Source organism: Bacillus sp. N6, assembly GCF_052805735.1.
The window spans coordinates 3096250-3122802 of sequence record NZ_CM127843.1; the positions used below are offsets into that span (position 1 = coordinate 3096250).

23 protein-coding genes are annotated in these 26553 nt (G+C 34.9%); 5 read left to right on the forward strand and 18 right to left on the reverse strand.

What is annotated here, in order from left to right; all coding sequences use genetic code 11:
- Positions 1 to 284 precede the first annotated feature (284 nt).
- From ACUXVC_RS15940 to ACUXVC_RS15990, 11 genes are all read right to left on the reverse strand, one after another.
- Positions 285 to 2369, reverse strand: coding sequence for a serine hydrolase domain-containing protein (locus ACUXVC_RS15940; protein WP_000791785.1), 2085 nt, complete (start codon positions 2367 to 2369; stop codon positions 285 to 287).
- Between the two features lie 91 nt (positions 2370 to 2460).
- Positions 2461 to 3627: a serine hydrolase domain-containing protein gene (locus ACUXVC_RS15945; protein ID WP_446026155.1), complete on the reverse strand. Its 1167-nt coding sequence runs from the start codon at positions 3625 to 3627 to the stop codon at positions 2461 to 2463.
- A gap of 374 nt (positions 3628 to 4001) precedes the next feature.
- On the reverse strand, positions 4002 to 4307 hold the full coding sequence (locus ACUXVC_RS15950) for a monooxygenase (protein WP_144465640.1): 306 nt from the start codon (positions 4305 to 4307) through the stop codon (positions 4002 to 4004).
- A 197-nt stretch (positions 4308 to 4504) separates the two neighbouring features.
- Positions 4505 to 4855: a DoxX family protein gene (locus tag ACUXVC_RS15955; protein ID WP_031312939.1), complete on the reverse strand. Its 351-nt coding sequence runs from the start codon at positions 4853 to 4855 to the stop codon at positions 4505 to 4507.
- A gap of 327 nt (positions 4856 to 5182) precedes the next feature.
- Positions 5183 to 5602 (reverse strand): MarR family winged helix-turn-helix transcriptional regulator, encoded by a 420-nt coding sequence (locus ACUXVC_RS15960; protein ID WP_001048563.1) that lies wholly within the window; start codon positions 5600 to 5602, stop codon positions 5183 to 5185.
- Between the two features lie 505 nt (positions 5603 to 6107).
- Positions 6108 to 6506: a DUF1259 domain-containing protein gene (locus tag ACUXVC_RS15965; RefSeq protein WP_000589729.1), complete on the reverse strand. Its 399-nt coding sequence runs from the start codon at positions 6504 to 6506 to the stop codon at positions 6108 to 6110.
- A gap of 402 nt (positions 6507 to 6908) precedes the next feature.
- Positions 6909 to 7070 carry a hypothetical protein gene (locus ACUXVC_RS15970; RefSeq protein ID WP_000441009.1) on the reverse strand — a complete coding sequence of 54 codons (162 nt, stop codon included), beginning with the start codon at positions 7068 to 7070 and terminating at the stop codon, positions 6909 to 6911.
- 152 nt (positions 7071 to 7222) lie between these two features.
- Complete coding sequence (locus tag ACUXVC_RS15975; RefSeq protein WP_144465641.1) at positions 7223 to 8482, reverse strand: ATP-grasp domain-containing protein; 1260 nt, start codon at positions 8480 to 8482, stop codon at positions 7223 to 7225.
- A gap of 14 nt (positions 8483 to 8496) precedes the next feature.
- Positions 8497 to 9741 (reverse strand): MFS transporter, encoded by a 1245-nt coding sequence (locus ACUXVC_RS15980; RefSeq protein WP_000655287.1) that lies wholly within the window; start codon positions 9739 to 9741, stop codon positions 8497 to 8499.
- 613 nt (positions 9742 to 10354) lie between these two features.
- A complete protein-coding gene (locus ACUXVC_RS15985; protein ID WP_000912131.1) occupies positions 10355 to 10678 on the reverse strand; it encodes a PepSY domain-containing protein in 324 nt (107 codons plus the stop codon).
- Positions 10679 to 10698: 20 nt separating this feature from the next.
- A complete protein-coding gene (locus ACUXVC_RS15990) occupies positions 10699 to 11169 on the reverse strand; it encodes a hypothetical protein (protein WP_088024236.1) in 471 nt (156 codons plus the stop codon).
- A 271-nt stretch (positions 11170 to 11440) separates the two neighbouring features.
- Between ACUXVC_RS15990 and ACUXVC_RS15995 the strand changes: the two genes are divergently transcribed.
- On the forward strand, positions 11441 to 12115 hold the full coding sequence (locus ACUXVC_RS15995) for a response regulator transcription factor (RefSeq protein WP_033695812.1): 675 nt from the start codon (positions 11441 to 11443) through the stop codon (positions 12113 to 12115).
- Entirely contained in the window at positions 12112 to 13485 is a 1374-nt protein-coding gene (locus ACUXVC_RS16000; RefSeq protein WP_095690576.1) for a sensor histidine kinase, read from the forward strand. The genes ACUXVC_RS15995 and ACUXVC_RS16000 overlap by 4 nt, the downstream gene beginning before the upstream one ends.
- Before the next feature lie 191 nt (positions 13486 to 13676).
- Here ACUXVC_RS16000 and ACUXVC_RS16005 read toward each other — a convergent pair whose 3' ends face one another.
- From ACUXVC_RS16005 to ACUXVC_RS16015, 3 genes are all read right to left on the reverse strand, one after another.
- Positions 13677 to 13892, reverse strand: coding sequence for a hypothetical protein (locus tag ACUXVC_RS16005; protein WP_001104104.1), 216 nt, complete (start codon positions 13890 to 13892; stop codon positions 13677 to 13679).
- A 346-nt stretch (positions 13893 to 14238) separates the two neighbouring features.
- Positions 14239 to 15684: a L,D-transpeptidase family protein gene (locus ACUXVC_RS16010; protein ID WP_142947125.1), complete on the reverse strand. Its 1446-nt coding sequence runs from the start codon at positions 15682 to 15684 to the stop codon at positions 14239 to 14241.
- 637 nt (positions 15685 to 16321) lie between these two features.
- A complete protein-coding gene (locus ACUXVC_RS16015) occupies positions 16322 to 17200 on the reverse strand; it encodes a CPBP family intramembrane glutamic endopeptidase (RefSeq protein WP_098126770.1) in 879 nt (292 codons plus the stop codon).
- Positions 17201 to 17559: 359 nt separating this feature from the next.
- On the opposite strand from ACUXVC_RS16015, the gene ACUXVC_RS16020 reads away from it, so the two are divergent.
- From ACUXVC_RS16020 to ACUXVC_RS16030, 3 genes are all read left to right on the forward strand, one after another.
- Positions 17560 to 18897, forward strand: a complete 1338-nt coding sequence (locus ACUXVC_RS16020) for an erythromycin esterase family protein (RefSeq protein ID WP_001036230.1) — start codon at positions 17560 to 17562, stop codon at positions 18895 to 18897.
- A gap of 345 nt (positions 18898 to 19242) precedes the next feature.
- Positions 19243 to 19821 carry a sensor domain-containing protein gene (locus ACUXVC_RS16025; RefSeq protein ID WP_000842190.1) on the forward strand — a complete coding sequence of 193 codons (579 nt, stop codon included), beginning with the start codon at positions 19243 to 19245 and terminating at the stop codon, positions 19819 to 19821.
- A gap of 115 nt (positions 19822 to 19936) precedes the next feature.
- On the forward strand, positions 19937 to 21724 hold the full coding sequence (locus ACUXVC_RS16030) for a helix-turn-helix transcriptional regulator (RefSeq protein WP_089171405.1): 1788 nt from the start codon (positions 19937 to 19939) through the stop codon (positions 21722 to 21724).
- A 163-nt stretch (positions 21725 to 21887) separates the two neighbouring features.
- On the opposite strand, the gene ACUXVC_RS16035 is transcribed toward ACUXVC_RS16030, so the two are convergent.
- From ACUXVC_RS16035 to ACUXVC_RS16050, 4 genes are all read right to left on the reverse strand, one after another.
- Positions 21888 to 23717 carry an FtsX-like permease family protein gene (locus ACUXVC_RS16035; RefSeq protein WP_089171406.1) on the reverse strand — a complete coding sequence of 610 codons (1830 nt, stop codon included), beginning with the start codon at positions 23715 to 23717 and terminating at the stop codon, positions 21888 to 21890.
- Between the two features lie 16 nt (positions 23718 to 23733).
- Entirely contained in the window at positions 23734 to 24495 is a 762-nt protein-coding gene (locus tag ACUXVC_RS16040) for an ABC transporter ATP-binding protein (protein WP_000595170.1), read from the reverse strand.
- A gap of 245 nt (positions 24496 to 24740) precedes the next feature.
- The gene (locus ACUXVC_RS16045) at positions 24741 to 25817 is read right to left on the reverse strand and encodes a HAMP domain-containing sensor histidine kinase (protein ID WP_144465643.1); all 1077 of its coding nucleotides are present in this window, start codon (positions 25815 to 25817) and stop codon (positions 24741 to 24743) included.
- Positions 25814 to 26500 (reverse strand): response regulator transcription factor, encoded by a 687-nt coding sequence (locus tag ACUXVC_RS16050; RefSeq protein ID WP_446025752.1) that lies wholly within the window; start codon positions 26498 to 26500, stop codon positions 25814 to 25816. The genes ACUXVC_RS16045 and ACUXVC_RS16050 overlap by 4 nt, the downstream gene beginning before the upstream one ends.
- Between the last annotated feature and the right edge of the window lie 53 nt (positions 26501 to 26553).

Genomic DNA, 26553 nt, shown 5'->3' on the forward strand with positions numbered 1-26553 from the left:
TACATACATTTCTATTAATTGAAGAAACCTTCTTAATTGAGGTCGTACCCCAATTAAGAAGAAAAAGAGTAGAAATTTTATCTCTCTACGCTGTTAAAATTATTCAACTCCCAAAAAACTGTACATCTTCTAGAGATACTAATTTTCTAGTTTTGATGTTTTTATAGTGCTTGAGAGTGATATTATTCAAGCTTTTTCATTGAGAATGCATAAATACAAACAAAACCAGTAATACATCTTTTCTGTACCGTACTGGTTTTGTTTAAGATCATCTTAAATTATAGCTAGTTCACCGAGATTGCAAATTCCGATTTCGGTGCCCCAGCGAATACGATTGTTCCATTCTTCGGAAGTTCCACCTTGTTATTGCCACTCACAATGGTGAAGTTGACGCAAACTCCCTTCTCATCATACACCGCAAATGAACCATTTGATGGCAGCGTCACGGTCATCCTTTTGTCTGTTGCCGCTTGTGGAATTGTAAACCATTTCGCATGCCCATTTGCATCCAACGTAACTTTGGATGATTGGCCTACATCAATTGGTTTTACATTAGATTCACTTACGTATAACAATCCAGCCATCTCCATATATTCATTGCCGCCTTCTGTATAGAAATGCGTTTCCGTTGTATCACGACCATTCATCACGGGTACTTGGATCTGATGCACCGCGGTGTTCGGACCTGTAATTTTTCTGCCATCCCAATAGCCTGCTGGGCCTTCCTTGCGAGTAATTTGAGTACTAAGATGTTTCGACTGAACAAGATATTGAATAGAACTAAATTTCTCGTTTACACGATAAAACTTGACACCTTCCCTCTTTGCCCATGCAGCAGCGGTTTTCTTCGAAAGCACGTTATCTTCTAGTTTCTCAGCTAAATAGTGGGTCATCACACTTTGCCCTAAACCTGGATGAGATTTATATGCGCTCTCCTTCAAATAAGTTCTTCCATTCTTCTCGGTTACGAAGTTGAGCTTGGAAGTACCCCCCTCATTAATAAAGCTTCCATCAGCAGTATATACATATTTTTCTTCTGGATTAGATGGTAAGAATAGTTCACCGTTCTTCGTAATTTCAATCTTGAAATGAGTTTCGCTATTACCATAAAATCCAGCTTTCTTTGCTACGCCTTGAGGCATTTTGACTTTGACCGGCTTACCAAAGGATTTGTTCGGCTTGATTTCCTTAATAATACCTTTTTCTTTAAGCGTAGCGAGCAGCAATTCAGTTGCCATTAGCTGATTTGTAGAGCTCCGTCCACCAGATGTCAATACAGCCGCTGCTATTTTCTGTTCCGGAAGCACGACTAATATAGCATGTTGCAATGCCGTATCGCCGCCCTTAGCCAAAGCTTTGATCCCATATTCACTGAATGGGTATAGTTTCACACTATCCCAGCCAAGACCATAGTTAAAAATATTCTCGCCAGCCCCCGGCCACATTCCTTTTTTATATTCCTCTTGCTCCATTGCCTTAACTACCTTATCAGAGAGGATTCCTTTTCCCTGTCCCATAAATAGTTGTGAGAATCGCACCATATCTTCTGCCGTGGAAGATATACCTCCCGTACCAATAACATTCACCGATTCAATTGGAAGTTGCCCTTGGTACGCCGGGTAATATAGTCCAGCCCGATTTTCATCCCTCCATTTGTCCTGCGGCGTTTTCGTATGATTCATTTTTAAAGGCCCTGTAAAGTTTTGATGTAGAAATTCAGTAAAGCTCATACCACTAACTCTTTCCACCAAAATTTCGGCCAGCGTAAAACCATCGTTACAGTATACCGAGAAAGCACCAGGGTCCGCCTTCAAGTTTTGATTTGACAATTGCTGTAACAAAGTATCATGGGCATAGGTATCATTATCGTTAAATAAAAATGCATTACCTAACGTAGAACCTTGCAATCCAGAGGAGTGATTCAATAACATACGCGGTGTAATACGTTTGTATCGACCGTCTTTCATCTTAAAATCAGGAACATAGCGGACAACAGGAGCATCCAAATCGACTTTCCCTTCATCGACCAATTTCATTACAGCCGCTGTTGCATACATTTTACTAACTGAACCAATCCCATATAAAGTATCTTTGGTTAGCGGCTTTTCCCCTTCCATATCGTTCTTGCCAGCCTGACCCGACAAAATAAGTTTTCCATTATCAATTAGTGCATACTGCACGCTAGCTGCCCCATGGGACTTCGTAAGTAGCTCCGCCTTCTCTGCTGCAATCTTCTTCAGTTCCTGACTAGCTACTTCTTCACCAGTTACAACAGTAGTCTTACTTTCAGAAAATGCTTTCGCTCCTGTTGGTAGAATCATAGTTACCACTAATGCAGTGGCTAACACACCAGTTAGCTTATTTTTCATCACGGATACCTCCTTAAATAATGGATCGTTTTCATCATTAATTTGTTTAACTATGAAACTATGATAAATTTTACCCGTTTTTACTTTTAGACTACTTGCTAAATTCAGCAAGTAAAATATTTTTAAAAGGATCAGGAGTATCAGCTTTAAGGCTGTTCAAATTGATTGCCAATGTATGCTTGCCTCCAAGTGTGCCTCCAGCAAAAGTTAAAAAGCCAGGAATGGTTCCTCCATGCCCCCATATCGATTCACCGTTTGAAAGCTTCATTTTGAAAATTCCAAGCCCGGAATCACCAAGCTCATCTACTCCTGTAGGGACTGTTGTAAGCATTTGCTTTAGTTGCTGTTCTTTCAATAACTTGCCCCCAAGTAAATAAGAAAAGAATTTGTTTAAATCATCAGCTGTAGAAATCATATCTCCGGCCGAGCTCCCCATACTTGGGTTATAATAAGTAACATCTTTTGGCTCACTTGCTCCGTCTAATTGGATATATCCACGGGCATGCTTGGTTCCTGGAATGACGCTTGAATTTCCAGGTAAGAATGTATTCGCTAATTCAAGTGGTTCAATAATTCGATTTTCAATCTCTTCCGCATAGCTGTTCCCAGTTACTTTTTCAATAAGAATTCCTAGTAATACATATCCTGTATTTGAATACGACCAGCTCTTTCCTGGAGCAAAATCTGGAGGCATGGATATTCCCATCTTTACTAATCCTTCAGCAGTATAAGATTTTTTTGTATCCATCATATTAAAATCCTTTGACCTTGTGTAATTAGCGATACCACTTGTGTGATTCAATAATTGCCGGATAGTAATCAGTTTATCATCATATCCATTTCCTTGAATGACACCAGGCAACCATTTTTCAATAGAATCGTCTAGATTTAGGCGGTTTTCTCCTGCTAATTGAAGTACAACTGTTGCAGTGAACGTCTTTGTCACGCTGCCAATCCGAAAACGAAAATCTGTTTTCATTGCTTTCTTGGTACTCAGATTAGCTACACCAGCCGCATAACTCCATGTTTTTCCACCCTCAGAAGTTTTAGCAAGTATCCCTGGATATCCTAGTTTCAATGTATCCCGCATTGCCTCTTTGACGGAATTACGATCTCTTTGGGTGCTTGTTTGTAACGAACTAGATACATTTTGAATGGACTCCGCTTTTACATTTGAGGTTAGAGGTGTATAAAACAGGGAACCTCCAATTATTAATAGAGCTAAGCCTGTACATGTAATTTGACTATGCTTTTTCATCAAAATAATCCTCTCCCCTATTCATATTGTATAAATGGTTATTTGCTGTTTGGAACTAATCACACAGCTTTCTTCTTAACCCACTGCAAAAGGACGACATTGAATTTGTAATGTCTCTTTTCCTCCAAACAAGTCTTATTAATTGATTTGTTTTTTATAGAAATATATAGTATTTTTCTCCTCTCACTCTTCTTTACATTTTCATCTTACACAATGAAAATCTCTTTTTTCTTACCTCTTCCTTACAAATTCCTTACGTTCAAAATCACTTTTATAATTGATTGTTTTTTATGCGAGCCCCCTCACCATCAATTTAAGAATTAAAAAAGAGGGGATTATCCCCCTCCTTTTTACGCTTGCTCCGACTGTCGGAATTATTTAATAAAACCACGATTCAACTTAGTTAACTTTTCATTGATGTTAAAAATTCTTACTCTAATATCTTTAACACCAGCTGCTTCAAGTCTGCTGTTGTGCATTTCCGCGTATTTTTCAGCATCTTGTTTTTCTTCAAATATATAAATGCCTCCAGCTTCTTTTGTTTCTTCATTCTCAGTCCATATTTTCCAGTGGAATCCTTCTTCTTCGTTAATACTATTTGCTAAATCCCAAAATCCTTTTTCCATTTCTTCACCAAAAGGACCTTCAAACGGAAAATCAACTTGTAATAAATATGCCATTTTCACTCACTCCTATTTTTAATATAAAATTCTTGCCATTCTTTTACTGATTATGATCCGAATGATCGTAATGTCTAAATTCGTATTGCTATTATTATTCAAGCACTAATTGGAGAATCCCCCCTATTTGTAACATAATCACAAAACGATAGTAACTTGAACGCATAAAGTGAAAGTTTAATAGTTTTCAGTTATGTTTAAAAAATATGATACAAACTTACCCCTAAACTAAGGACAAACAAAACAAGCGCAGGTATTGCTTTCTTAAAAGGATCTCTCGCTAATACAATTAGAGTTAATGCGGCTGCAAGCATCGTACCGCCTAATAACAATCCTGCCCATAAAGCTACTACTGGAATCCAGATTCCTATCAACATTCCAATCGCTCCTACAATCTCAAAAGCTCCAGTTAAGAAATTAAAAAACGAAGGTAAACCAAATCGTTTGAACTCATCTGCCATTTTCCCGGATATAATTTTCATTCCTGTCATTAAAAAGAACAGAAACAACACTACTTTTACAATATTGATGAAAATTAAAATAGTAATCACACCTTTCTTATTATTTGATAAAAACTCAGTATTGTTCAGGTAGTAGTCACTACCTTTACCCTATTTCCTGAGATCACCCGTATGGAAGTCGCTTCCATTTACATTACCCTTCTCAATATTAAAGGGCCGAAAATTATGTGCTATAGCATATATAATCCAAAAATTTGACTGGTACTAAGCAAAAAAATGAACCTGAATCAGATATGATACAAAATAAAGTTATCTTCCCATTCGTCCAAACGAAAAATATATGCTATAGCATATATAATATCTAAAACAAAGTTTGTTCCTTATGAATAGCATAGCATCAATAAGGAACAAATATTAATAGTGTGTATCATACAATTTGTTTAATAGCGATTGTAATACTTTAATTTCTTCCTCGCTCAAATTACTCGTAACGAAATGGTGAGCGTCTTTCACTACAGGCAAGATTGTTTTCTTTAACTCGTCACCTTTTTCAGTTAAAAAAAGGTTATGTGAACGCCTATCTTGGTCATTCAAAGCCTTCTTTACAATCCCTTTTCTCTCCATTGACTGTATCATTCTAACAACAGTAGTTTGATCTTTATCAATAGCTTCCGCCAACTCTTTTTGAGTAGTGCTCCTTTGGCTACAAAGAACACTAATAATCCCCCACTGCTCTGGCGTAACTCCATAAGGCTTTAATTTCTTCGTAAAATAATTGGTCATTTTCACATCAGTACGATGAACAAGATAGCCTATTAAATCATGTAAGTTCATATATCACCTCTATAAATTAAGATATAAAAGGATATAGCATACCAGTCAATCATTCACAATGAATGTATTTGTTTCACCATATATATGCTATGGCACATATATTAAAGTAGATTATTTTAATTGTCAAATGATTTACCTATTATTTTTCGAAAACAAAATCGCACCCTTAGATTATAGCAGGAATAACTAATCTGACGTATTTCTCTGGCGATTTCTCCCCTGTCGTTTTATGATATTCTAATAAAATTTGATAAAATATGGTATCTACAGACTGTCAAACACCTTTCAAGATACCTCATCCAGTTCTTGCTGTTGCAAGATAAACAGCATATAATCCGTTAACCACCCACATTAGCAACGAAAACATAAAGAAAAGGCATTCCAAATATGAAACACCTTCTTTCGTTTTATAAAACCATCCACTTAAATCTATTTTACAAATATAACATTCAACACGCTGAAATCTTCTATTTAACGTAATCACTCATTTAACTAAAAAACTTAGTTAATTGCACAATGCTCTTCTCACTTTTCTTGCAAAATTTAGTGGATCATCAACGTCTTCGATATTAACGTAAATCAAATTTGGATCATCACATAACCACTCATTGTGTATAGACGAAACAATTATTCCTTGTTTAATAATTGTCGCCACAAATTCAGTGACTTCTTTTTGTAAGAGTGCTACTCGGCCTAGGCATAATGCCCGTCCAGTTTTATTGTCTCGTGATTCGAATGAAAAGGAAGTTGTTACTCTAAAACGTTTTCCTAAGATTGTTGCTCGTATTTCATCTCGGTTTATTGTTGCCACGCATTTCCCACCGGCGAATCCTTCTTGCCCGCCGATAATTCTTGCAAACTGTTGACAAATTAATTCATCATTAAACGCCATACCTTTAATCATCCCCCCTTTTACTGTTAGGTTATGAATGAATACATAGGTCTGAAACGGTAATGAATCTAATCTATAAAAAAATGATGGCAATCTACCGAGAGCTATTAGCTCAATTATTCTTGATCGTATGAATTGTTATCAGAGTTTAAATGGTGCAGAATTTTCATTTTATGTTTAATGGGCATTGGAGACTGAAAGCAAAACTCAGCTATTATATGGTAAGACATTTTTAAAAAGCATAAAAAAGACACCCTAAGGTGCTATCCTCCGACTTGAGAATCGTATCTATGTATGGAGAAATTTTGAAAAGACAAATACAAAAGAGAAGATTCTAACTATAATTTATAGAACTCTTATGCCATGAATTACTTACATATTTCCTTATTTACCAGAAGAAGAATCTCAGTTACATTATTTTCTGAACAGTCTCGTTAAAGCCATCCCAAGAAATCCAATGCCCATTCCTATTAGCCATCCAGTTTGGGCATTACCTAACATAGATCCCACTCCTCCACCAAGAAACATACAGCCAACGAATACTAATCCTCCAATTCCCCAATTTGGCCGTTCCATAATTCAATCACATCCTTTCAATAAAACATATGCGATTAGCTCCCTCAACTTTCTTCTATAGGATAGTTCATTATTTTGCTTAGGTTTAGCGCTATCAGGGAATTCGAAAATTTCTCTTTTTTATATAGACCATTTATTTGCCACATTTCTGTTTACTTATATTTTTTAAAAGAAGGTTTCCATTCTGTTAAATCCTGATAAACAAACGTTATATTGTTACATATTTCCTCTACAACTTCGTACATACGTTTCATATCACTAGTCGTAAATAATATAGATCCTTTGCGTTGAGTGCTATCTACAATAGGTGGTATGATGTCTCCCTCTTTTAGTAATAGATCAATTAATACGACCTCGGATATGTTACTTAACTCCTTATACTTGATTTCTTTTAAGCAACCTGGTTTTGGAATCAAGCTTAAAGACATAGCATGACATTTTGAAGATACACATCTAAATTCATCTATAGTCTCAGTAGCTAACGCATCATAATAGTATCCAAATTGGGATATGCCGGTTGTTAGTTCCACCATCTTCCAGATATTACCACCACCTATTCTAACTTGAGATTCTATAATTATCGGCTTATTTTTTTTGTCTATCTTTACTTCTGTATGAGTAATGCCGTTTTCCATTTGCATGTCGTCCAAAAATAGCATTACTTTTTCCATAATTAATTGTTTTTGAGATTCATCTATAGGTGCTGGCATAATAGTATAGTTTATTATAAACGTACCTTCTTTAAATACTTCAGCTGATATCGCTAGTATAGAATGTTTTTTGTTATAAGAAACGGCTTCGACCGTATAAACTACATCACCTTCAATGTACTCTTCCACTAAAACAGGTAGTTGAATACCATTTTCTTCAAAAAATACCTCTACGTCATCTCCCGTGTCTAGCTTAGATACACCTTTACCACCTGCGCCAATCGGGGGCTTTATTATAAGACTATCTTTTTTGTTCAAAAATTCATTAATATCTTTAATGTTATTGCAAACTGTCGAATCTATCGAAAAGTCTTTACCTGCTAGCATTTCACGCATCATGTCTTTATTGCGGGTTATCATATTAGCATTGTAAGAAGGCCCTTTAACATTAAAAATCTTTGCAATTATGCAAGCCGTATCTAATGCTGTTTCGTTGAAAGATACAACCACATCAAATGGTTTCTCTTTGAATAATTCTTCAGCATAGTATATAGACAAGGGTATATTTGTCGTGTCTAATTCTTTTTTATAGAAACATTTTTCTAAGATAGTCCCATCAAAATATATGTGTTTAGCGTACGATCCTATGTACGAAACAATATAGCCACTGTCTAATGCATCTTGTATAGGCTTTGTCCATCCCCCTATAAATAAAATGTGGGGTTTATTTTCTATGTCAGTTCCTTTTAATACCTTATGCATCACAATCATCTCCTCTAAAATGAACTCGTATATTCAATATCATTTCCTTTTGATACGCCACGTCTTAACAACGCCACTAAACACAATGTTGTTCCGAATCCCCCTATGAATAACGTAGTTTGAAGCCCAAATATAGAAACTAAAAATGCACTAGCAAAACTTCCTAATGCCCAAGCCCCCCAATTCAGCGTACGTTGTACAGCATTTACTCGGCCTAGCATGTGACTTGGTGAGGCAAGTTGTCGTATGGTTGCAGCGTAAGGGCCAAATACACCTTCTCCCATGCCATGTATGATACTTGCAGCTACTATACCGATAATGGTTCCCATATATCCCATTATCGGTATAAAGGCCAAACCAGTAACTGATACAGTAGCGCTATAAATAAGCATTTTTGTATTATTAATTTGTTGACTTTTTTTCATGAGTATCGTGTTACCTATTAAAAATCCCACCGCTGCTGAGCCTACAACAAACCCTATTTCAAGTTCAGATAGACCCATTACCTTATACAGGAATATTACTAAAATACTATTTAGTATGTATTTAAAAAAACCGTAAACAGCGCCACAGGTTACAATTGGTTCTAATACAGGGTGTTTTTTAAAATATACCAAGCCTTCATATATGTTTTGGTATATGGATTTTATATTTACGTCTTTTAAAGAGCCCTCTGTATGCGGTTTAAACTTGGAAATAAATAATACAAATGCAAAACAAACAAAATACGTTACTGCGTCAATAGTAAAAGAGCCTGTTAATCCAAATAGAGTAATGATGATTCCTGCTAGCATAGGACCAATTACTACAGAAAGAGACTCCGAAAGTGCTAGTTGAGCATTTCCTTTTTTTAACTTGTCTTTATCTGTTACTATTTCCGGTAAGAAAGAAGGAACAGCAATGTTATAAAATGTAGTAAATATTCCATTTAAAAACATGATAAACACTAATAAAGGGAACGTTAAAATATTTGTTACAGTCAGTATGAATACTGATAAAAATAATACTCCTTGACATATACTACAAATTAGCAAAACATTTTTCCTATGAAAGATGTCTATCAAAGCACCGGCTACTAACCCGAAAATTAGGTAGGGTACAAATATAATCCCACGAAGCATGGCAGCATTTGCCTCGCTTGTTTGTAGCACCTCTAATGCAAAAAGAGGCAAAGCTACCATTGTAAGCTGGGTACCTAACAAACTTATAGACTGTCCTAGCCAAAGCTTGTGAAAATTAAAACGTTTGCTATCTTTCATAATATCCCCCCACTAAATTCATATTTATAAATTATCAAGTTAACGATATAAATAAGAACAGGAAAAGCCTATCTTTCAACTAATGTCTGTACCACATAAAAATTCGAAGCCTAATATAAAAGCGATTTTAGTTTCAAAATGAAGACTTGATCTTTAAAGCTCTCTTGGCTATTAAAAAGCTCATTTTCCGATTTTATGTCACTTTGAATCACCTCCAGCATCAGTATAACCTTGAAGGCACGCTGTTGTATGCATTTTGGAATGTAACAGCAAGATATCAAAGTTACGATGACAAGTTTTTATGTAATTATACGTAATCAAATCTGCACGATTTGAGGAAAAGAACAATCTGTGAATCTAAGGTATCAAGTTTGAATTCAACTCGTCACAAATATACACTTGGATTGGAACGATACTTTTATAGCGGTGATATATCAAGTTACCCTTTCCTAGGATTCTTCAGAAAGAACAGCGTATTTTTTCATATTAGGTGTTATTTTGTTTTGTTAGTTTAATAGCGATGTAGCACTCCCCTTTCAAAATAGTAAAGTATAAACATGAAAAAACTCCTAACAAATTTTGTTCGGAGTTTTTTCAAATACGCGATATTTATTTAATCTTCATTATTGAGTTCTATTGTACCTGTTCTAGCACTAACTTTTAAAATATTTAACAGATTATCAGGTGTCTTGATTTCCACTTCATATTCAAATTTTGATTGTGCTAAGTTGTCATCTTCTAATTCGAATTCTTTTTTCACATTAATAATTTCTCCATTTGTATGAGCTAAAGAAATTTCACGAACTTGTTTCTCTGTGTAGTTTTCATTCTTTTTTGCATAATTGTAACCCATGCCATAATATCCACCAACAATAGCAATACCACTTACTAAAATAGCAATTACACTTATAATTATTTTCTTTTTATGTTTTAACATTTTCATCCACTCCTTAATGATTAATCATCTATTCCAAATCTTGCTTCAAGTGCATTTTCTGCTTGCTCTAATTGATCTTCCAGTATATCGTGTTCTTTTTCTTGCGTTTGATATTGCTCAACAGTTATCGTTCCAGCGTGATAATCTGCTTCTAGCTGATTATCAGATAGATCTATCTTGTCATCCAATTGGTCAATTTCTTTTTTTGCTGCTAAGTACGTATTTAAGTTATCTTCTTTTGCTCCAACTGGTTTCGTGTTATTTGCCTTTTCTACAATAGATGAGACTTCGTTTTTGAAATCTTGTATTTGTTTCTTATCATTTGTAGCAGCTTGTGTTTTGTTTGGTTCTTGTTGTAGTTGAGCGACTTCTTTTTGTAATTTATCATTTTCCACTTTCAGTTGTTGTACTTCTGTATTGTTATCAACTTGAGTAGAACAAGCTGTTAAAAATAAACAGGACATTGCTCCCATCAGCATCCATTTTCCCATTCTGTTTTCCTCCCTTTACATGTGCACCTTATCCTTGCCTTTATATTACCGAACAAACATTAAAGGAAGATTAATGTACAAAAAAATAAAGTGAAGGCTTTTACAGGCAGTTAATCCCTACCTAACTCCCTCGCATTCACTGAATTTTGAGGGAGTAGTCTTACTGCCCGTTAATGCGGGATAAAATGATATAATTAACTAGTTTCTAATCTTTCTTTAATGTTTTGGAATTATAGTGATACATATTAATAAGAAGAAAAGGAGAATGTTAATGCGAGTTCTTATTGTCGAAGATGAACAAGACTTACAAAATATATTGGTGAAACGATTAAATGCAGAACATTATAGTGTCGATGCATGTGGGAATGGAGAAGATGCCCTGGATTATATAAACATGGCTACCTACGATTTGATTGTCCTTGACATTATGATTCCCGGAATAGATGGTTTACGCGTATTACAAAGATTACGCGCGGACAATAATGCAACTCCTGTCTTGCTTCTTACAGCTAAAGATACAATTGATGATCGTGTAACAGGACTCGACTTAGGTGCGGATGATTATTTAGTAAAGCCGTTTGCTTTTGATGAACTGTTAGCAAGAATTCGAGTGTTAATGCGAAGAAAAACAGGAAATACATCTAATGTGTTTGAAATCGCTGACCTAGTGGTAGATTGCAATATGCATAAAGTAACACGAGGAGACCAAGTTATCACTCTTTCCAGTAAAGAATTTGCTATTTTAGAATATATGATTCGTAATAAAGAAGTTGTGCTGACACGAGATAAAATTGAGCAACATGTGTGGAATTACGACTATGACGGCGGCTCGAATATTATTGATGTTTACGTCCGCTATCTTCGTAAAAAAATTGATAGCCAGTTTGAAACGAAGTTAATTCATACAGTGCGCGGAACTGGTTACGTATTGCGAGTAGAATCATGAAAAGACTATCAATAAAAATGAGAGTGACCCTGTGGTATACGGGGCTAATTGTAATTATTATGGCACTCGTGTTAGCTTTTATTTTAACTTCTTCAGATAAAGTTTTGCTTTTTAATATGAAAGATCAATTAAAGAGCACAGTAAAAGAAAGCATGGAAGATATCGAATATAAGCATGGGCAGTTAAAGATTGACGATGATTTTGAAACCTTAGAAGATGGAGTAAATATAAGCATTTATAGTAAACAAGGTGAGCTGTTGGTAGGACATAGTCCAACAAGCTTTAATAAAAAGATATCGCTTAAATCCGATGAAATACAAACCATTAAAGACGGCAATAAAGAATGGATAGTATATGATTTTCTCCATAATGCAGGCGGCGATGAGCAAGTCTGGGTTCGTGGAATAATGACTATGAACCAATTATCCTCAACGATGAATACGCTTATCGTGGTAACAATCATCTCATTCCCATTACTTATTCTTATTGCGGCATTCGGAGGATATTTTATTACGCAAAGGGCGTTTCGACCTGTGCAACAAATGAGTGATTCAGCCAGTAAAATTGGTGATGGTAAAGACCTTTCGAAGAGAATTAATTTACAAGGTTCACCGAAAGACGAAATGTATCATTTAGCACAAACCTTTGACAAAATGTTTGAGCGATTGGAGACATCATTCGAAAGTGAAAAACAATTTACATCTGACGCATCTCATGAATTAAGAACACCAACATCTGTTATTATTTCGCAATGCGAATACGCTTTATCGCAGAGAAATAATCCGAAAGAAATGGAAGAATCGTTAGAAGTAATTTTAAAACAATCACGTAAAATGTCCGCTCTAATCTCACAACTCTTATTATTAGCACGAGCTGACCAAGGAAACCATAATACTTTCCAATTTGAATGTATCAATATGAGTGAATTAACGGAAATCGTTGTAGAAGAGCTTTCATTAATGGTTCAAGAAGCTTCGATTGATATAACAACTAATATAGAGGAAGACCTATTTATTAAAGCAGATCAAACATTGATGATGCGTTTATTAATGAATTTACTAACGAATGCGATTGCTTATAGTAAAGCGAGCGGAACTGTGCATATGCAACTATTCCGTGATGAAACCAACATAATAGGTAAAGTCTCCGATAATGGCATCGGCATCAGCGAGCAACATATTACTAAAATATGGGACCGCTTCTATCGAGTTGACGCAGCACGAACATCTTCAAACATCGGAAACACAGGTTTAGGATTGTCGATGGTAAAATGGATTGTCGAACTACATGGAGGAGAAATTACGGTTGAAAGTAAATTAGGAGAAGGCAGTACTTTTACATTTAAACTACCAATTGAAAAAAGAGCATAATTTATACGTGTCTGTCGCTTCAGAATAAAGATTGATTCAAAGGCTCTCTACAATCCTTATGTAAAAATAACTGACGCATTTTAAACATCATCGATTTTATCATTTTGGACAACCTATTCTGTTAAATTAATATACATGCGAAAAAACTATCAAAATAAAACCCCAGAAATCCATTGGTCTCTGGGGCTTCATTATATATTTAGCTCTTTTTGCTTTTTGTTTTGTTTATGTCTATACAGTAACTTTCGACTTATTAGAGAAATCACTAATAAGGTCAGAATTAATAAGATAAGTTGCATAAATGATAAATCAAAATATTTAGCACCTGTAACGATTAAAAGTGTAGAAATCGTGCCTTTTACAACGAAAAAAATAATAACCCATAACCCGCCTTTTTTCCAGTTCATTTTATATTACCCTTTCCTACGTTTAAATTCTTAAAATATTTAATGATAGTTCGTAAATATGACAACTTAATAGAAATCTATTATATTAACAAAAAATTCATGTCTAATTAAATGCGACGATTCTATATTAAGTGAAAATGATATTCATTGTCAATTTTATTGATTATTTGAATACTTATTCTTAATCTCTTTCTACTTTGTTTCTTATAAGCAATACACTTTTATATTCAAACAAAAACACCTCCATTACATTTGCACACTTAGTATGCGAATGCAAGAGGTGTTTTTTCATATACCATCAGGTAAGATTTCCTACTTTGTTTATTTCTAGATACGTAGCTATTTTTTAGTACACAATTACTGGATCATACGTGTTCAAACTATCATATACAGTTTTTGCAACATTAGGAAGAAGGTTCACACACCCACCTGATCCTCCTGTTAAATAAGCATTATTTCCCCAGTCTTTTCGCCAGCCGGCATCGTGGAATCCTTGACCGCTATTGGTGAATGGAACCCAGTAATCTACTTTAACTGCATAATCAGCTTTCCCTACTGCGCTACCTCTTAGCGTGTATGGTGTTCGTTTGTATAGGACGTACCACACACCTGGTGATGTATCTTCACCCGTGCTATGTTTACCCGTTACTACATTTGTTGTAACGACTAATTTTCCATCTTTATAAATCCAAATTTGTTGCTCTGCAATTGAAACTTCCGCATACGTGTCTCCGATGCCATTATTCGCTGTTGTTTTATAACCGATACCTTCCTTCTCCCAACCATTTCCGTGAATATTAGAAGCAGAAAGCGCCTTTTCGCCTTTCTCAAAGGCTTGTTGAACTTGTTTAGTTTCTTTTTCAACATCTAGTGCCCAGCCGTAGCCTTGCCCTTTTACTGATATAACTGAACCGGAATGCGTTTTAAATGAGAAATCTTTATTTAATGTTGATTTGGCATTATTAATTTCAGTAATTTTATTCTTAATGTCACTCGCATCAATTGTAACTTTCATATCCTTTGACATAGAGGCATTTTGAATTAAATCTTTCGCTTTTAAAGGATAAACTTCATCCTGCACTTTATACTCAACAGACTGCCCAAGAAGATTCTGTAGTGCTTTCTCCTCTTTTTTGACAATCGGATCGTCTTCTTTAATAGGTTTTATGTATGCAGACTTCAGATGAATTTCGCTTTTATATTTTTGCTTATCGTAATCTTTCAGTAGACTAGTAACGTCATACTGTTTTCCTTCAACACTTTTCGAAATAACAATTTTCCCTTGTTCTAGCTTCGCCATAGCATCTTGAGGCGCTTTTAATTTTTCATTCATAGAGATGAGCGTTTCTTCTACAAGTTTTTTCATCGTTTCACTACGATACTGATCTGCCTTCTCTGGTAGTAATGAATAATTTTCTCCCTTTGAGGAAGGGAAAAATGTCCACTGACTTTTTAATAGTTTCTTAACTTGAGGCAAATCTTTTTCCGTAAGTTCCGTTTTTGTATCTTTTTCATCTAAAATTTGTTGTTGATCAACATAGACTTTGTTTGCTAGTCCAGATGTCTTTAATTTTTGTATTGCCTGATCAGCGCTCAGACCACCAACTTTTGTGTCATTAATTGTAACATTCGAATTGAAGTGAGTTGCCTGATAATAACTCATTCCCCCAATAAGAAGTGCAATTACACCAATACCCGCTGCGATAAACTTCCAATTTGTATAACGTTTTTTTGATCTTACTCGTTTTTGATCAATTTCTTCAACTGATTCATTTGTTGTATTGTTGTTCATCAATCTTTCCCCCGTATGCATTAACGTCAAACGATTTTCAACTAAAATCATAGACTAGTGTACCTTATTTTTCCTAAAATTTCATTATTTCCGACCACATTTTATCGCAATTTAATAATTAAATTTAGATTTTTTAATAGTACGATGCATTGAACAGCCCTTTACAAGTCATAAAGTGAAACTTAAATCAACCGTCACACCAAGAGATTTAGCTTAATATTCTAGGGGGAAATTTTTCTCTTTACGTAAAATACGAATTATATTATCCATTTTTATGAACATCAACCCCTAATTTTGTCAAAAAAATAAACGATAGTCCTTCTACATTTTTGATAAAAGGACTATCGTTTTTACAGTTAGAGTATTTGTATAATCGTTTAACTTTTTATTTCCTGAAGGTCAAACGTGATGAAGATGATGAAATTTCATCTCATAGCCTTTAAATGAAAAACATTATGTTTTTTATGACAATCAAGTTTATTTTTATAAATTAAACCCTTAGCTTGATGTCCCCCATATATCCAGCAGCCTAAGATTAAGTAAGAGTCCGTTCAACTAGATTTTTCTAATATTTTTAGGAGCGTTTTATTTCAGTATCTTCATATTACACTAATGGAATCCAAAACACATCCGTATGCTATTTAGTAAAATTTACGATTCGAGACATAATTATTGCAGTAGCCAAGATAATAATAGCGGTTATCAAACCAGATTCTCCAATCCAAATCTCAGTTTGATCTCCTGTACTTGCACGTGCGAAAGGTCCTTGAATAATGGCATTCCAAGTAGTATGAATGATAACCGAAGGCCAAACGCTACCTGTGATAAGTCGTAAATAAGCTGTAATATAACTGAATGGCACAATACAAAAATAGATGCCAAGTACTGAAAGTAGGGCAGATGTTCCCTCTACATATAGACCAGCAATAACAATTGGAACATGCCACGTTGCCCAAATCAATCCGCTAATAAGGATCGGGCGTGAAAACTCTGCATCGATTAGCCTTGTGAGCATATAACCTCGCCAACCCATTTCTTCCCCCATAACTGGGATTAAGTTAAGCAAGCTTCCTAAAACTCCGCTCAGTACTACTATAAAAATGAAACTTAATGGTATCGGTAGATATTGAAATCCAAGTATATTGTAAATAGGTTCTAGCATACCACCTTGCGGGGGCTGAAACTTCGCAATTCCGCTCAACCAGGCGATAGAATAAGTAATTCCACATATAATCATAGGTATTAACAGAGCAAAACCAATCCCCTTCCATATCTTTAAGTTACCGAGACTAAAAGATACATCTTTAAACCCTTCTTTCAATATTATGCGAGTCAAAATAGAAGAAAATGCTGGGGTAAACATATATACCACAATAAGCGGCATACTTTTAGTAATCATTACTACTACATTTAGAATAATAGAAGTAATGGTTAAGATACTTAGAAAAAGTTGAAGTCCTATTTTAGCACGATGGATTTTATCTTTATTGTGGAATGCTTCTCCGTGTAATAACATTGTAATCCGCCCTTCCCCTTTTATTCATTTGTTTATCAAATTTACTTCCTGTCATTTCAACAGCTACAACTTAGAATAAAAATATTTTGACATACAGATCATTCATCTTTAAAACCCCTCCCAAATTCATAATCTAGTCTTACTTGCGATTCAACAATTTAATTATTATTTATAAACTGTCATAGCCGATAGTACAAAAGTGTAATGATTAACCTATGACTTGTGTCAATTAATCTTATGACAATATGTTACTAGAAAATATGATATGGAATAAATAACAATTAAATTAAGGCAATTGATTCGTGCAAGTACATGAATCAATCTTGTTTATAAAAATAATTCAATTGAGGTGGGCAAAAATGAATAAGAAAAGAATGATTGCAATGGTTAGTACAGCTTTATTAGTCACAGGATGCGCGGAAGTAGGAAACGCTCAAACTGTAGCAGTCGAAAATTCAGGTCAATCAGTCCAAAAAAATATAGTTAAATCAATACAATCACAGGCTAACCCATTAAAAACGATAGAGCCGTCAAAACCATTTGAAGATTTAAAACCACTTAAGAAAATGATTGGGAACGCGCAATATGTAGGATTAGGAGAGAATACTCATGGAAGCTCTGAAATTTTTACTATGAAGTTTCGCCTTGTGAAATATTTGGTTACTGAAATGGGTTTTACGAATTTTGCAATGGAAGAAGATTGGGGAAACGGCTTAAAACTAAATGAATATATCCAAACAGGAAAAGGAAACCCTAGGGAATTTTTAAAATTGTTATATCCTACTGATGAAATTATAGCCATGATTGAGTGGATGAAAGATTATAATGCTGATCCATCCAATAAAAAAAAGATCCAATTTATTGGGCTCGACTTAAAGGCGTTGGACCAAGGTAGCTTTAATAAAGTAATTGATTATGTAAGGCTGCATCGACCAGATTTGCTGGCAGAAGTAGAAGAAAATTATAAAGAATTGTCTTCTTTTACTGGAAGTATACAGGAATATATGAAACTTGCTCCTGAAAGGAAAGAGAAGTTTAAAGCAAACGCTGAGAGAGTAGCCCGATTACTAAAAGATGAGAATGAACAAGCCAACACAGAAATAATTCCATCCGAGTACATCTGGGCGAAAGCAACGGCAAGTGCAATAGAGAAATTTACCACAATGCTACTCCCTAACGACTATCCAAGTATAATAAAACTACATGAACAATACTTGGCCGATCATGCAATGTGGGCACAAGAGACATTTGGTGGTAAAACGATGGTATGGGCACACAATATTCATATAGCTAAAGGAATTATCGATGAGAAATTATACCCTTATGTTGCGGGGCAGTTTTTGAAGGAACGTTTAGACAATAATTATGTCACAATTGGTAGTACAACTACGGAGGGGAATTTTACCTTATACAGCGAATATGATCCTTCCACTGGAGGTAAGATTACAACCGACACTATTCCACAAGATGTAAAAAGTTTCAATTATACTCTCGGAAAAGTGCCATATAAAATGTTTTTATTGGATAACCGTCACCTTAAAGGACAAGCAGAAAAATGGGTTAAAGCAAAAAGACCATTACTAAGTATAGGGGGACAAATCCTCCCGAACAGTTCGGTGTATTTTGATACTTCATTGCTTGAGCAATTTGATATTATTTTTCATATTCGAAAAACAAGTCCATCTCATATTAAATAAAAGTACAAAGCAATCCCGTTCTTGCAGATGTAAGAACGGGATTGCTTTGTGGAGGATTAATAAAGTGAAACTTTAATCAGCAGGTTTTTGTTCATCCCCCACTGATTATTAGCCTTCACCAATCGTGCGTTTACCGGCAGCCCGCCCCCACCTAACGCTGAATTTTGAGGTGGGAGTCTTACTGCCCAGTAAATAGCGGGATAAAAGCATCTTTTTTAACCAGAAGTAAGCTGCTCTCCCCTTTTTAACATCATTTAGAACTGTCATATGACACTTTTACACTAGTGAGAATGACAAAAAAAGCAGTATGATTCGGTTATTACACAGATAGGAGCGATGAACTTTATGAAATCAAGATTCATCCATAATGGTTATTTTTTATTGCTAACTTTCGGTACAGGATTGTTTTATTTTTGTTTTTACCTAATAGCTCTGCTATTTAGTTTAACCCTTTCATTTACTGTTGTTGGGATTCCATTAATTATGCGCGTACTACAGACTACCACACCCTTTATCCAATTCGAGCGCATACAGACGAAAATTTATACAGATATTTCAACAGACTCTTACGATAGAAGTATAACAATGGATACATCGAACTGGTCTCAGGTGAAATTAGTGCTAACAGATCGTCGCACTTGGTGTGCTGTCTATTGGCTAATGCAGAAATTTACGATTGGCATTTTCAGTCTCATTAGTGCAATCATTTTTTACGTAATGCCACTTATGTTCCTGTTGGCACCACTACTGTATCGATACATCGATATGAATATTATATTTATACAAATAGATACTTTTGCCAAGTCACTCTTTGTAATGTTTATGGGTATAGTATTTACCGCCATAAGTATTAGAATAGTCGATGGTTTGACAAAGAAAATTGGGGGCTATACACGTAGTATGATTCGGCAACTAAATCAATAGAAGTTTGCAGTCTGTGAGTAGTATCGTAGTTTTAAATTAAAAAGTATAATAAGGCAGGAAGGATTAAATTATTATATAGGAAGTAAAATGGTAGGCTATTTAGGGGGTAAAGGACTTGTTAGATATGGTTAAGTATTGGTTTTGGTATGATTGGATTATGTTAGGAGTACGCCTACTTGCTAGTGTGTCTATCATTCTAGCTACATTAAATTTTCAGGATGGTTTAACATTACCACTTTGGATTATTATTCTTTGGGAAATTATTGCCTTCTCTGTTCCATGGGTAGCCTTACTATTCAATTATAAATATTATTTGTTCACAGAAATACTGCTGTATGGTGGACTATGTATATATTTAACCTCATTATTTCCAGGGGCTTACAACACATTTCTTATATCAGTGTTTCTAATTGCTGCGAATAGTAAGCATTTGTCCTATTATTGGACAGCTCCAATAACGGTTTTTATAACAACTGGAATTTTCTATGCGGTTGCGCCAAGTAATAGCTATTGGGTTATGGTCACCTATTATGGATTCGCATATGTAATGGGCTTCGCTTTTCATTTATTAATCGTCAATCATAAGCAAAATGAATCAATTCGTAAACAAAACGCGGTACTTGAGCAATATATGTCTCAGATTGAACGCATTACACTGGCGGAAGAACGAAACCGACTGTCAAGTGAGCTTCATGATACAGTTGGTCACGCTTATACTTCTATTATTATGGGGATGGAAACGTTGCGCACCGAACTTGCTACTGAAATGGGTATACAGAGGCTAGATTCTCTGCTTGAAATGGGACGTAAAAGCATCGAGGACGTGAGAGGTTACCTACATCAAATGGAGTCTCCGTGTCAATCGCCTTCCTTAATTCAATCTCTACAAAATCTTGGAGCCGAATTTCAGGAGCACGCTCAGGTTAATGTAAGTTTTCGGGTATACGGAGAGGAATATGAATTGTCTCGGCAAGCGAAGATAGCGTTCATTCGTTGCTTACAAGAGTCCCTTACGAATGCAGTACGTCATGGTCAAGGAACTGAAATTATAGTTTCATTGCAGTTTGAACAACAATATACGAGATTAGAAGTTCAAGATAATGGAAAAGGAAATGTAGAATGGCAAGAAGGCTTTGGTATGAATGCAATGAAAGAACGAGCAATGAATTTGCAAGGCCAATTGTCTGTATATACAAAGCCAGATGAAGGAATGCTTGTTACATGTACCATACCGCGCCAAACTGAAATAAAAGATGGACTTATTCGTTTGTTAATTGTAGACGACCAGCCGTTTGTTCGGGAAAGTTTGAGGACACTACTCGATAGATATGAAGATTTAAATGTAATCGGTTTGGCCGAGGATGGCAATGAAGCCATCGATTTGTGTGGGCGCCTTCAACCCCATGTTATACTTATGGATTTAGATATGCAGCACATGGATGGAGTCGAAGCAACCAAAAAGATTAAGCAACAATGGCCACATATCCGCATATTGATTTTTACCACTTTTCAGGATACCGAACAGGCGTTGGAATCGCTTCGCAACGGTGCGGATGGCTTTTTACTCAAATCCATTGAAACATTGGAGCTAGCTAATACGATCCGACTTATTCACAAAGGTGGGACACTGATTGATCAGGGAATGTCTCACAAAATATTTGAGAAATTTGATGAGCAAAAAGAGACACCACAATCAAAAGCAACCGCTTATGAGCTAACAGCTAGGGAGATAGAAATATTGCAGCTAGTAGCAAAGGGACTTCGATACACTACCATAGCATCAAGGTTATATTTATCGAATGGTACGGTCAGAAATTATGCTTCCACAGCTTATACAAAGCTGGGAGTCCGCAACAAAGAAGAAGCTGTTCAAAAGGCTCTAGAAATTGGAATTATTGAATAAGAAAAATGTTTTTTTGTTTCTCTACAGCAAGGCAAAATGTAGTTACAAGGTACAGTAAAAGATAAAGTGAAACTTTAATCAGTGGGGTTTGTTCATCCCCCACTGATTATGAGCCCTCACCAATCGTGCTGCCCGTTAATGCGGGATAAACAACATCATTACATTAATCTTTTTTAGGGAGTACAATTCCTTTAAATAATTGAACAGTAATCCAGTAATACATCGAGTAAATTACTACAAAAATAACAAGTGGTAACCAAATGCGAGAGTACGGATCGATTACAAGAGGGCTAAACATGTTCATACCAACTAATATATGAGTAATCCCTACAATTGCTGGGAATAAGAATATGAAGAATAACTCTTTATAAATTGATTTTGTTAATAACTCTCGGCGAACACCAATTTTATGAAGCATTTGATAACGTGTTACATCTTTTGATGCTCCCGACAGAACTTTAAACATTAAGCAGCTTGCCATCATTGCTAAAAATGCAATTCCAACGAAGAAACCCATAAACATTAGTCCGCTGGCAAAATCATGACTCATAATATATGTTTGATACTTACTACCCAATTCTTCCGCTTTCACATTTTTATATTTTGCTATCTGTAATTCATCAAGTTTTTTCCATTCTTTTATGTATGATCCAAAATCATCTGTTTTCCCCATAAACACAATACTTTCTTTACCCTTCAATCCATTGTATATGTTATAGTCTACAATTTTCATTTCATAATCAGGATATAAATAATTTGGCTGGATTGTTCTGAAAGCCTGAATCCATTGTTTTGTGTCTGTCTCTCCTTCAGCCCGTTTTATTGAAAATGCACCAATTGGTATTTCCTCTGAAGCTTTCTCTATTTTCATACCTTGCAAGAAAGGGCGATTTTTCTCTACATCTTCTTTAAGATAATAAACATATCTATCATCAACTTTGTAATGATATTCAAGTTTTTCTTGAAATAAGATACTACCCAAAATTGTCTTTTCTTCCGCTGTTGGATTATGAATAACTGAATCGTAAATTTGTATTTGATCTGTAATTTTTAGGATGTTGTTTTTAAATGCCATACCACAAGCAATTCCACCAGCACCAAGAGCCACTAAAATTGCTACTGTTGCAAGCACATTTGTTAGACTATTAATGCGGAAATTTAATTGTGCAAAAGTAAAAGCATTAAGGCCTTTTTCACTACGTTTTTTATTACTCTTTAACTTGTTAATCATAACTGGAAGAAGTGATCCAAATATAAGGTAAGTACCAACGGTTGCTGAGATTAATCCAACAGCCATTAATCCCAAAACAATTAGCGAATTTGCATATGATATATAAATAAGTGATGCATAACCAATACCCAATAAAAGAATACCAAGGAATGCAACTACAACTGTCATTTTTCCTTTTATGGCAACACGTTCTGTTTGTTCATCAGCATGTACAAGTTGCAGTACAGAAATACGAGATAATTTAATACTATTCATAATTGCAGATAATACAAAGAGTGCAAAGAAAAAGATGCAAGTAATAGCTATAGATGGCAGATAAAATGCTTTATAACCTTCGCCAGCAAACTCGAGTTGTTTCATTAATAGCTGACCGATACCTTCTGCAAGTCCTACACCAATTGTAATTCCAATCAAAAGAGAGGTGGCACCTAATATGATTGTTTCAATGAACATAAGTAAGGTAACTTTATGCTTTTTTGCTCCTAACATCATATACATACCAAATTCTTTTTGACGAAGAGCTGATAAGAAAGAGTTTGCATATAAAATATAGAAAAATGTGATAATCGCTAACAAAACGGAACCAATTTTAAAGACAGCCACAATATCCCTAATAGAAGAGTTAGATTCAAGGAACGTTTTATTGGATGCTAGCGTTTGAAACATATAAAAAGTTGAAATAGAGACAATAAGACCAACAAGTAAAACAATGTAATCTTGCAACTTACTTTTTAGGCCTGACATAGAAAGCTTAAATAACATGATTGAACTTCCTTCCTTACGCTTTTTGTGTGCCTAAGTTTGCAAGCACATCTAAAATTTCTTTATAGAATTCTTCACGGGTACTACCGCGATGAATTTCTTTATATAACTCACCATCTTGAATGAATAAAATACGTTGACAGTAACTTGCGCTGTAAGGATCATGCGTAACCATCATAATGGATACACCTTGCTCTTTATTTAAGCTTGTCATGGCATTAAGTAAACTCGTTGCATTTTTAGAATCTAGAGCTCCAGTCGGCTCATCTCCCAAAATAATTGCTGGTTCATGAACTAACGCACGTGCTGCTGCGGAACGTTGCTTTTGTCCACCAGATACTTCAGAAGGATATTTTTGAAGTATCGCTGTAATGCCTAACATATCAGCTACTTTTTCTACTTTCTTTCCAATATTACGAGATGAAACACCTTGAAGTGAAAGTGGGAGTGCGATATTTTCATAGATAGATAAATTCTCCAATAAGTTAAAGTCTTGGAAAATGAATCCTAACTTTTGTGAACGAAAATCAGAAAGTTCACCCTGCTTCATCCTCGTAATATCCGTTCCTGCAATTTCAACAACGCCGCCTGTCGCTTTATCTAACGTTGAAATTACATTTAATAATGTTGTTTTACCAGAACCAGAAGGCCCCATAATACCAACAAACTCTCCCTCTTGAATTGAGAATGATACACCTTTTAATGCGTGTGATTGATTCTCACCTTTTTTACCGTACAATTTTTGAATGTTTTTTACATCTACAACTGGCTTTATCATTTATATCCTCCTACATTTTTTTATTTCATTACAATAAGCTACTAAATTTGTTTACTACTAACAAAATAGACATGTTACCTCCACACTTAAGCTACAATGAAATCTTTCCTTTTATCTTCTTTGCTCACCTCATCACTTTGAATACACCCATGATAAACTATGAAAATTAGGAAACACCCCGTAAAATCCTTAAGATTTCTTAAGTTTTAAAAAAAGCTCATGGAACCTGTAGTTCCATAAGCTTTCTATCTAATTGGATGTTCAACAATAAAAGACATCCAACCATCTTTATATTCTGCATGTATATTACCATGATGAAGTTCAACAATTCTTTTTGCGATAGCAAGTCCAAGTCCATTTCCCTGGTCATCTTTTCTTGCCTTGTCCCCTCTGAAAAACCTTTCAAACAATTTATTTGGATCGCTAACAGGCGGTCTCTCGACTTTATTTGATACTTTCAACATTGCCTTGTTACCTATTAGTTCAAGACATATAGATAATTCGGATGGTTTCATGCTGTACTTTATCGCATTCATAAAAAGATTTTCATAAACACGTACCATTTTTTCTACATCTATGAAGATAGGTATTGTTTCTTGCGTGATTGATTTTTGAACGATTAAGCTTTCCTTTTCAAATATAGGAATGTATTCTCCAACTATTTGCTCCAACAAACCCGATAAATCAACTTCATTAAGATTTAACTTAGCATCTATGCCTGATAAACGAGTATATTCAAACAACTCATCAATTAGATATTTCAATCTCTTTGATTTTAAATAAGTGGTTTCAAGGTATTCCTGTAATTGTATTTTACTGTTGTATTGCCCTCTTTTTAATAAATCTATATAGCCAATAATAGATGTTAACGGTGTGCGTAAGTCATGAGATACATTGGTTATAAGTTCATTTTTTGTACGTTCTAATCGTCTTTCTTGTTCAAATGTATTCTCCAATTCCTTGGACATATAGTTGATATTTTGAGCAAGTTGGGTCAATTCGTCCTTCCCCTTAATCCCAATTGTTAAACCCAGTTTTCCATTTGCAATATCATTCACATTTTCCGAAATGAGCTTCAAATATACTATTTTCTTTCGAACCAATAGCAAAAAGATTACTATAAAGTTTAAGATTGCGAACGTAAATAAGAACAACATTGCGAGTCTCACTTCAAACATGCCAAAATCTTCGTGTTTTATAAAAAATGGATCTATGACGTATTGCACAATGAGGATTGTTAAACCAAATGAAATAAAAAAACTAATTGCAACAGCACCAAGAAGTTTTATAATAATCTTATTTCTGAAACTAACATTCTTCATATTTTATACCCAATTCCCCAAACAGTTTTAATATAAATGGGATGTTTAGAATCTTCTTCAATTTTGTCTCTTATTTTTGTAATATGCACCATGACGGTATTATCTGATTTATAAAAAACCTCTTTCCAAACTGCTTCATATATTTTTGCTACACTCAGGACAATCCCTTTGTTGCGGGCGAGTAGTTCGAGAATAGCAAACTCTTTTGGAGTTAACCTTGTTTCTTTTCCCCTTACCCATACTTGACGAGTATCTGTATTCACGGTTAAGTCACCAATTTCTAGAATACTTTTATTATGTTCTATGGACGTATTGTATTTTTTAAACCTTCTTAATTGGGATTTTACCCTAGCAATTAATTCTAGTGGGTTAAACGGTTTTGATAAATAATCGTCTGCACCAGAGGCTAGGCCCTGAATTTTGTCTATATCCTCAGATTTTGCAGATAGCATAATGATAGGTATATTGCGATCTTCCCTAATTTTCATACATGCTTCAATGCCATCCATATTCGGCATCATAATATCTAAAATAATCAAATCAAAGTCCTTTTCTTCTAACAGTTGTAAAGCTTGTATAGCATCTTCTGCCTTTTGAGTTTTTAGGCCTTCATTTTCCAGATATACCGAGATAAGATTTCTAATCTCTTTATCATCATCAACAATAAGAATTTTCGACTCCATTTTATTCCTCCACATTAAATGCAATAAGTATTCAATAAAGCATATATTTGTTG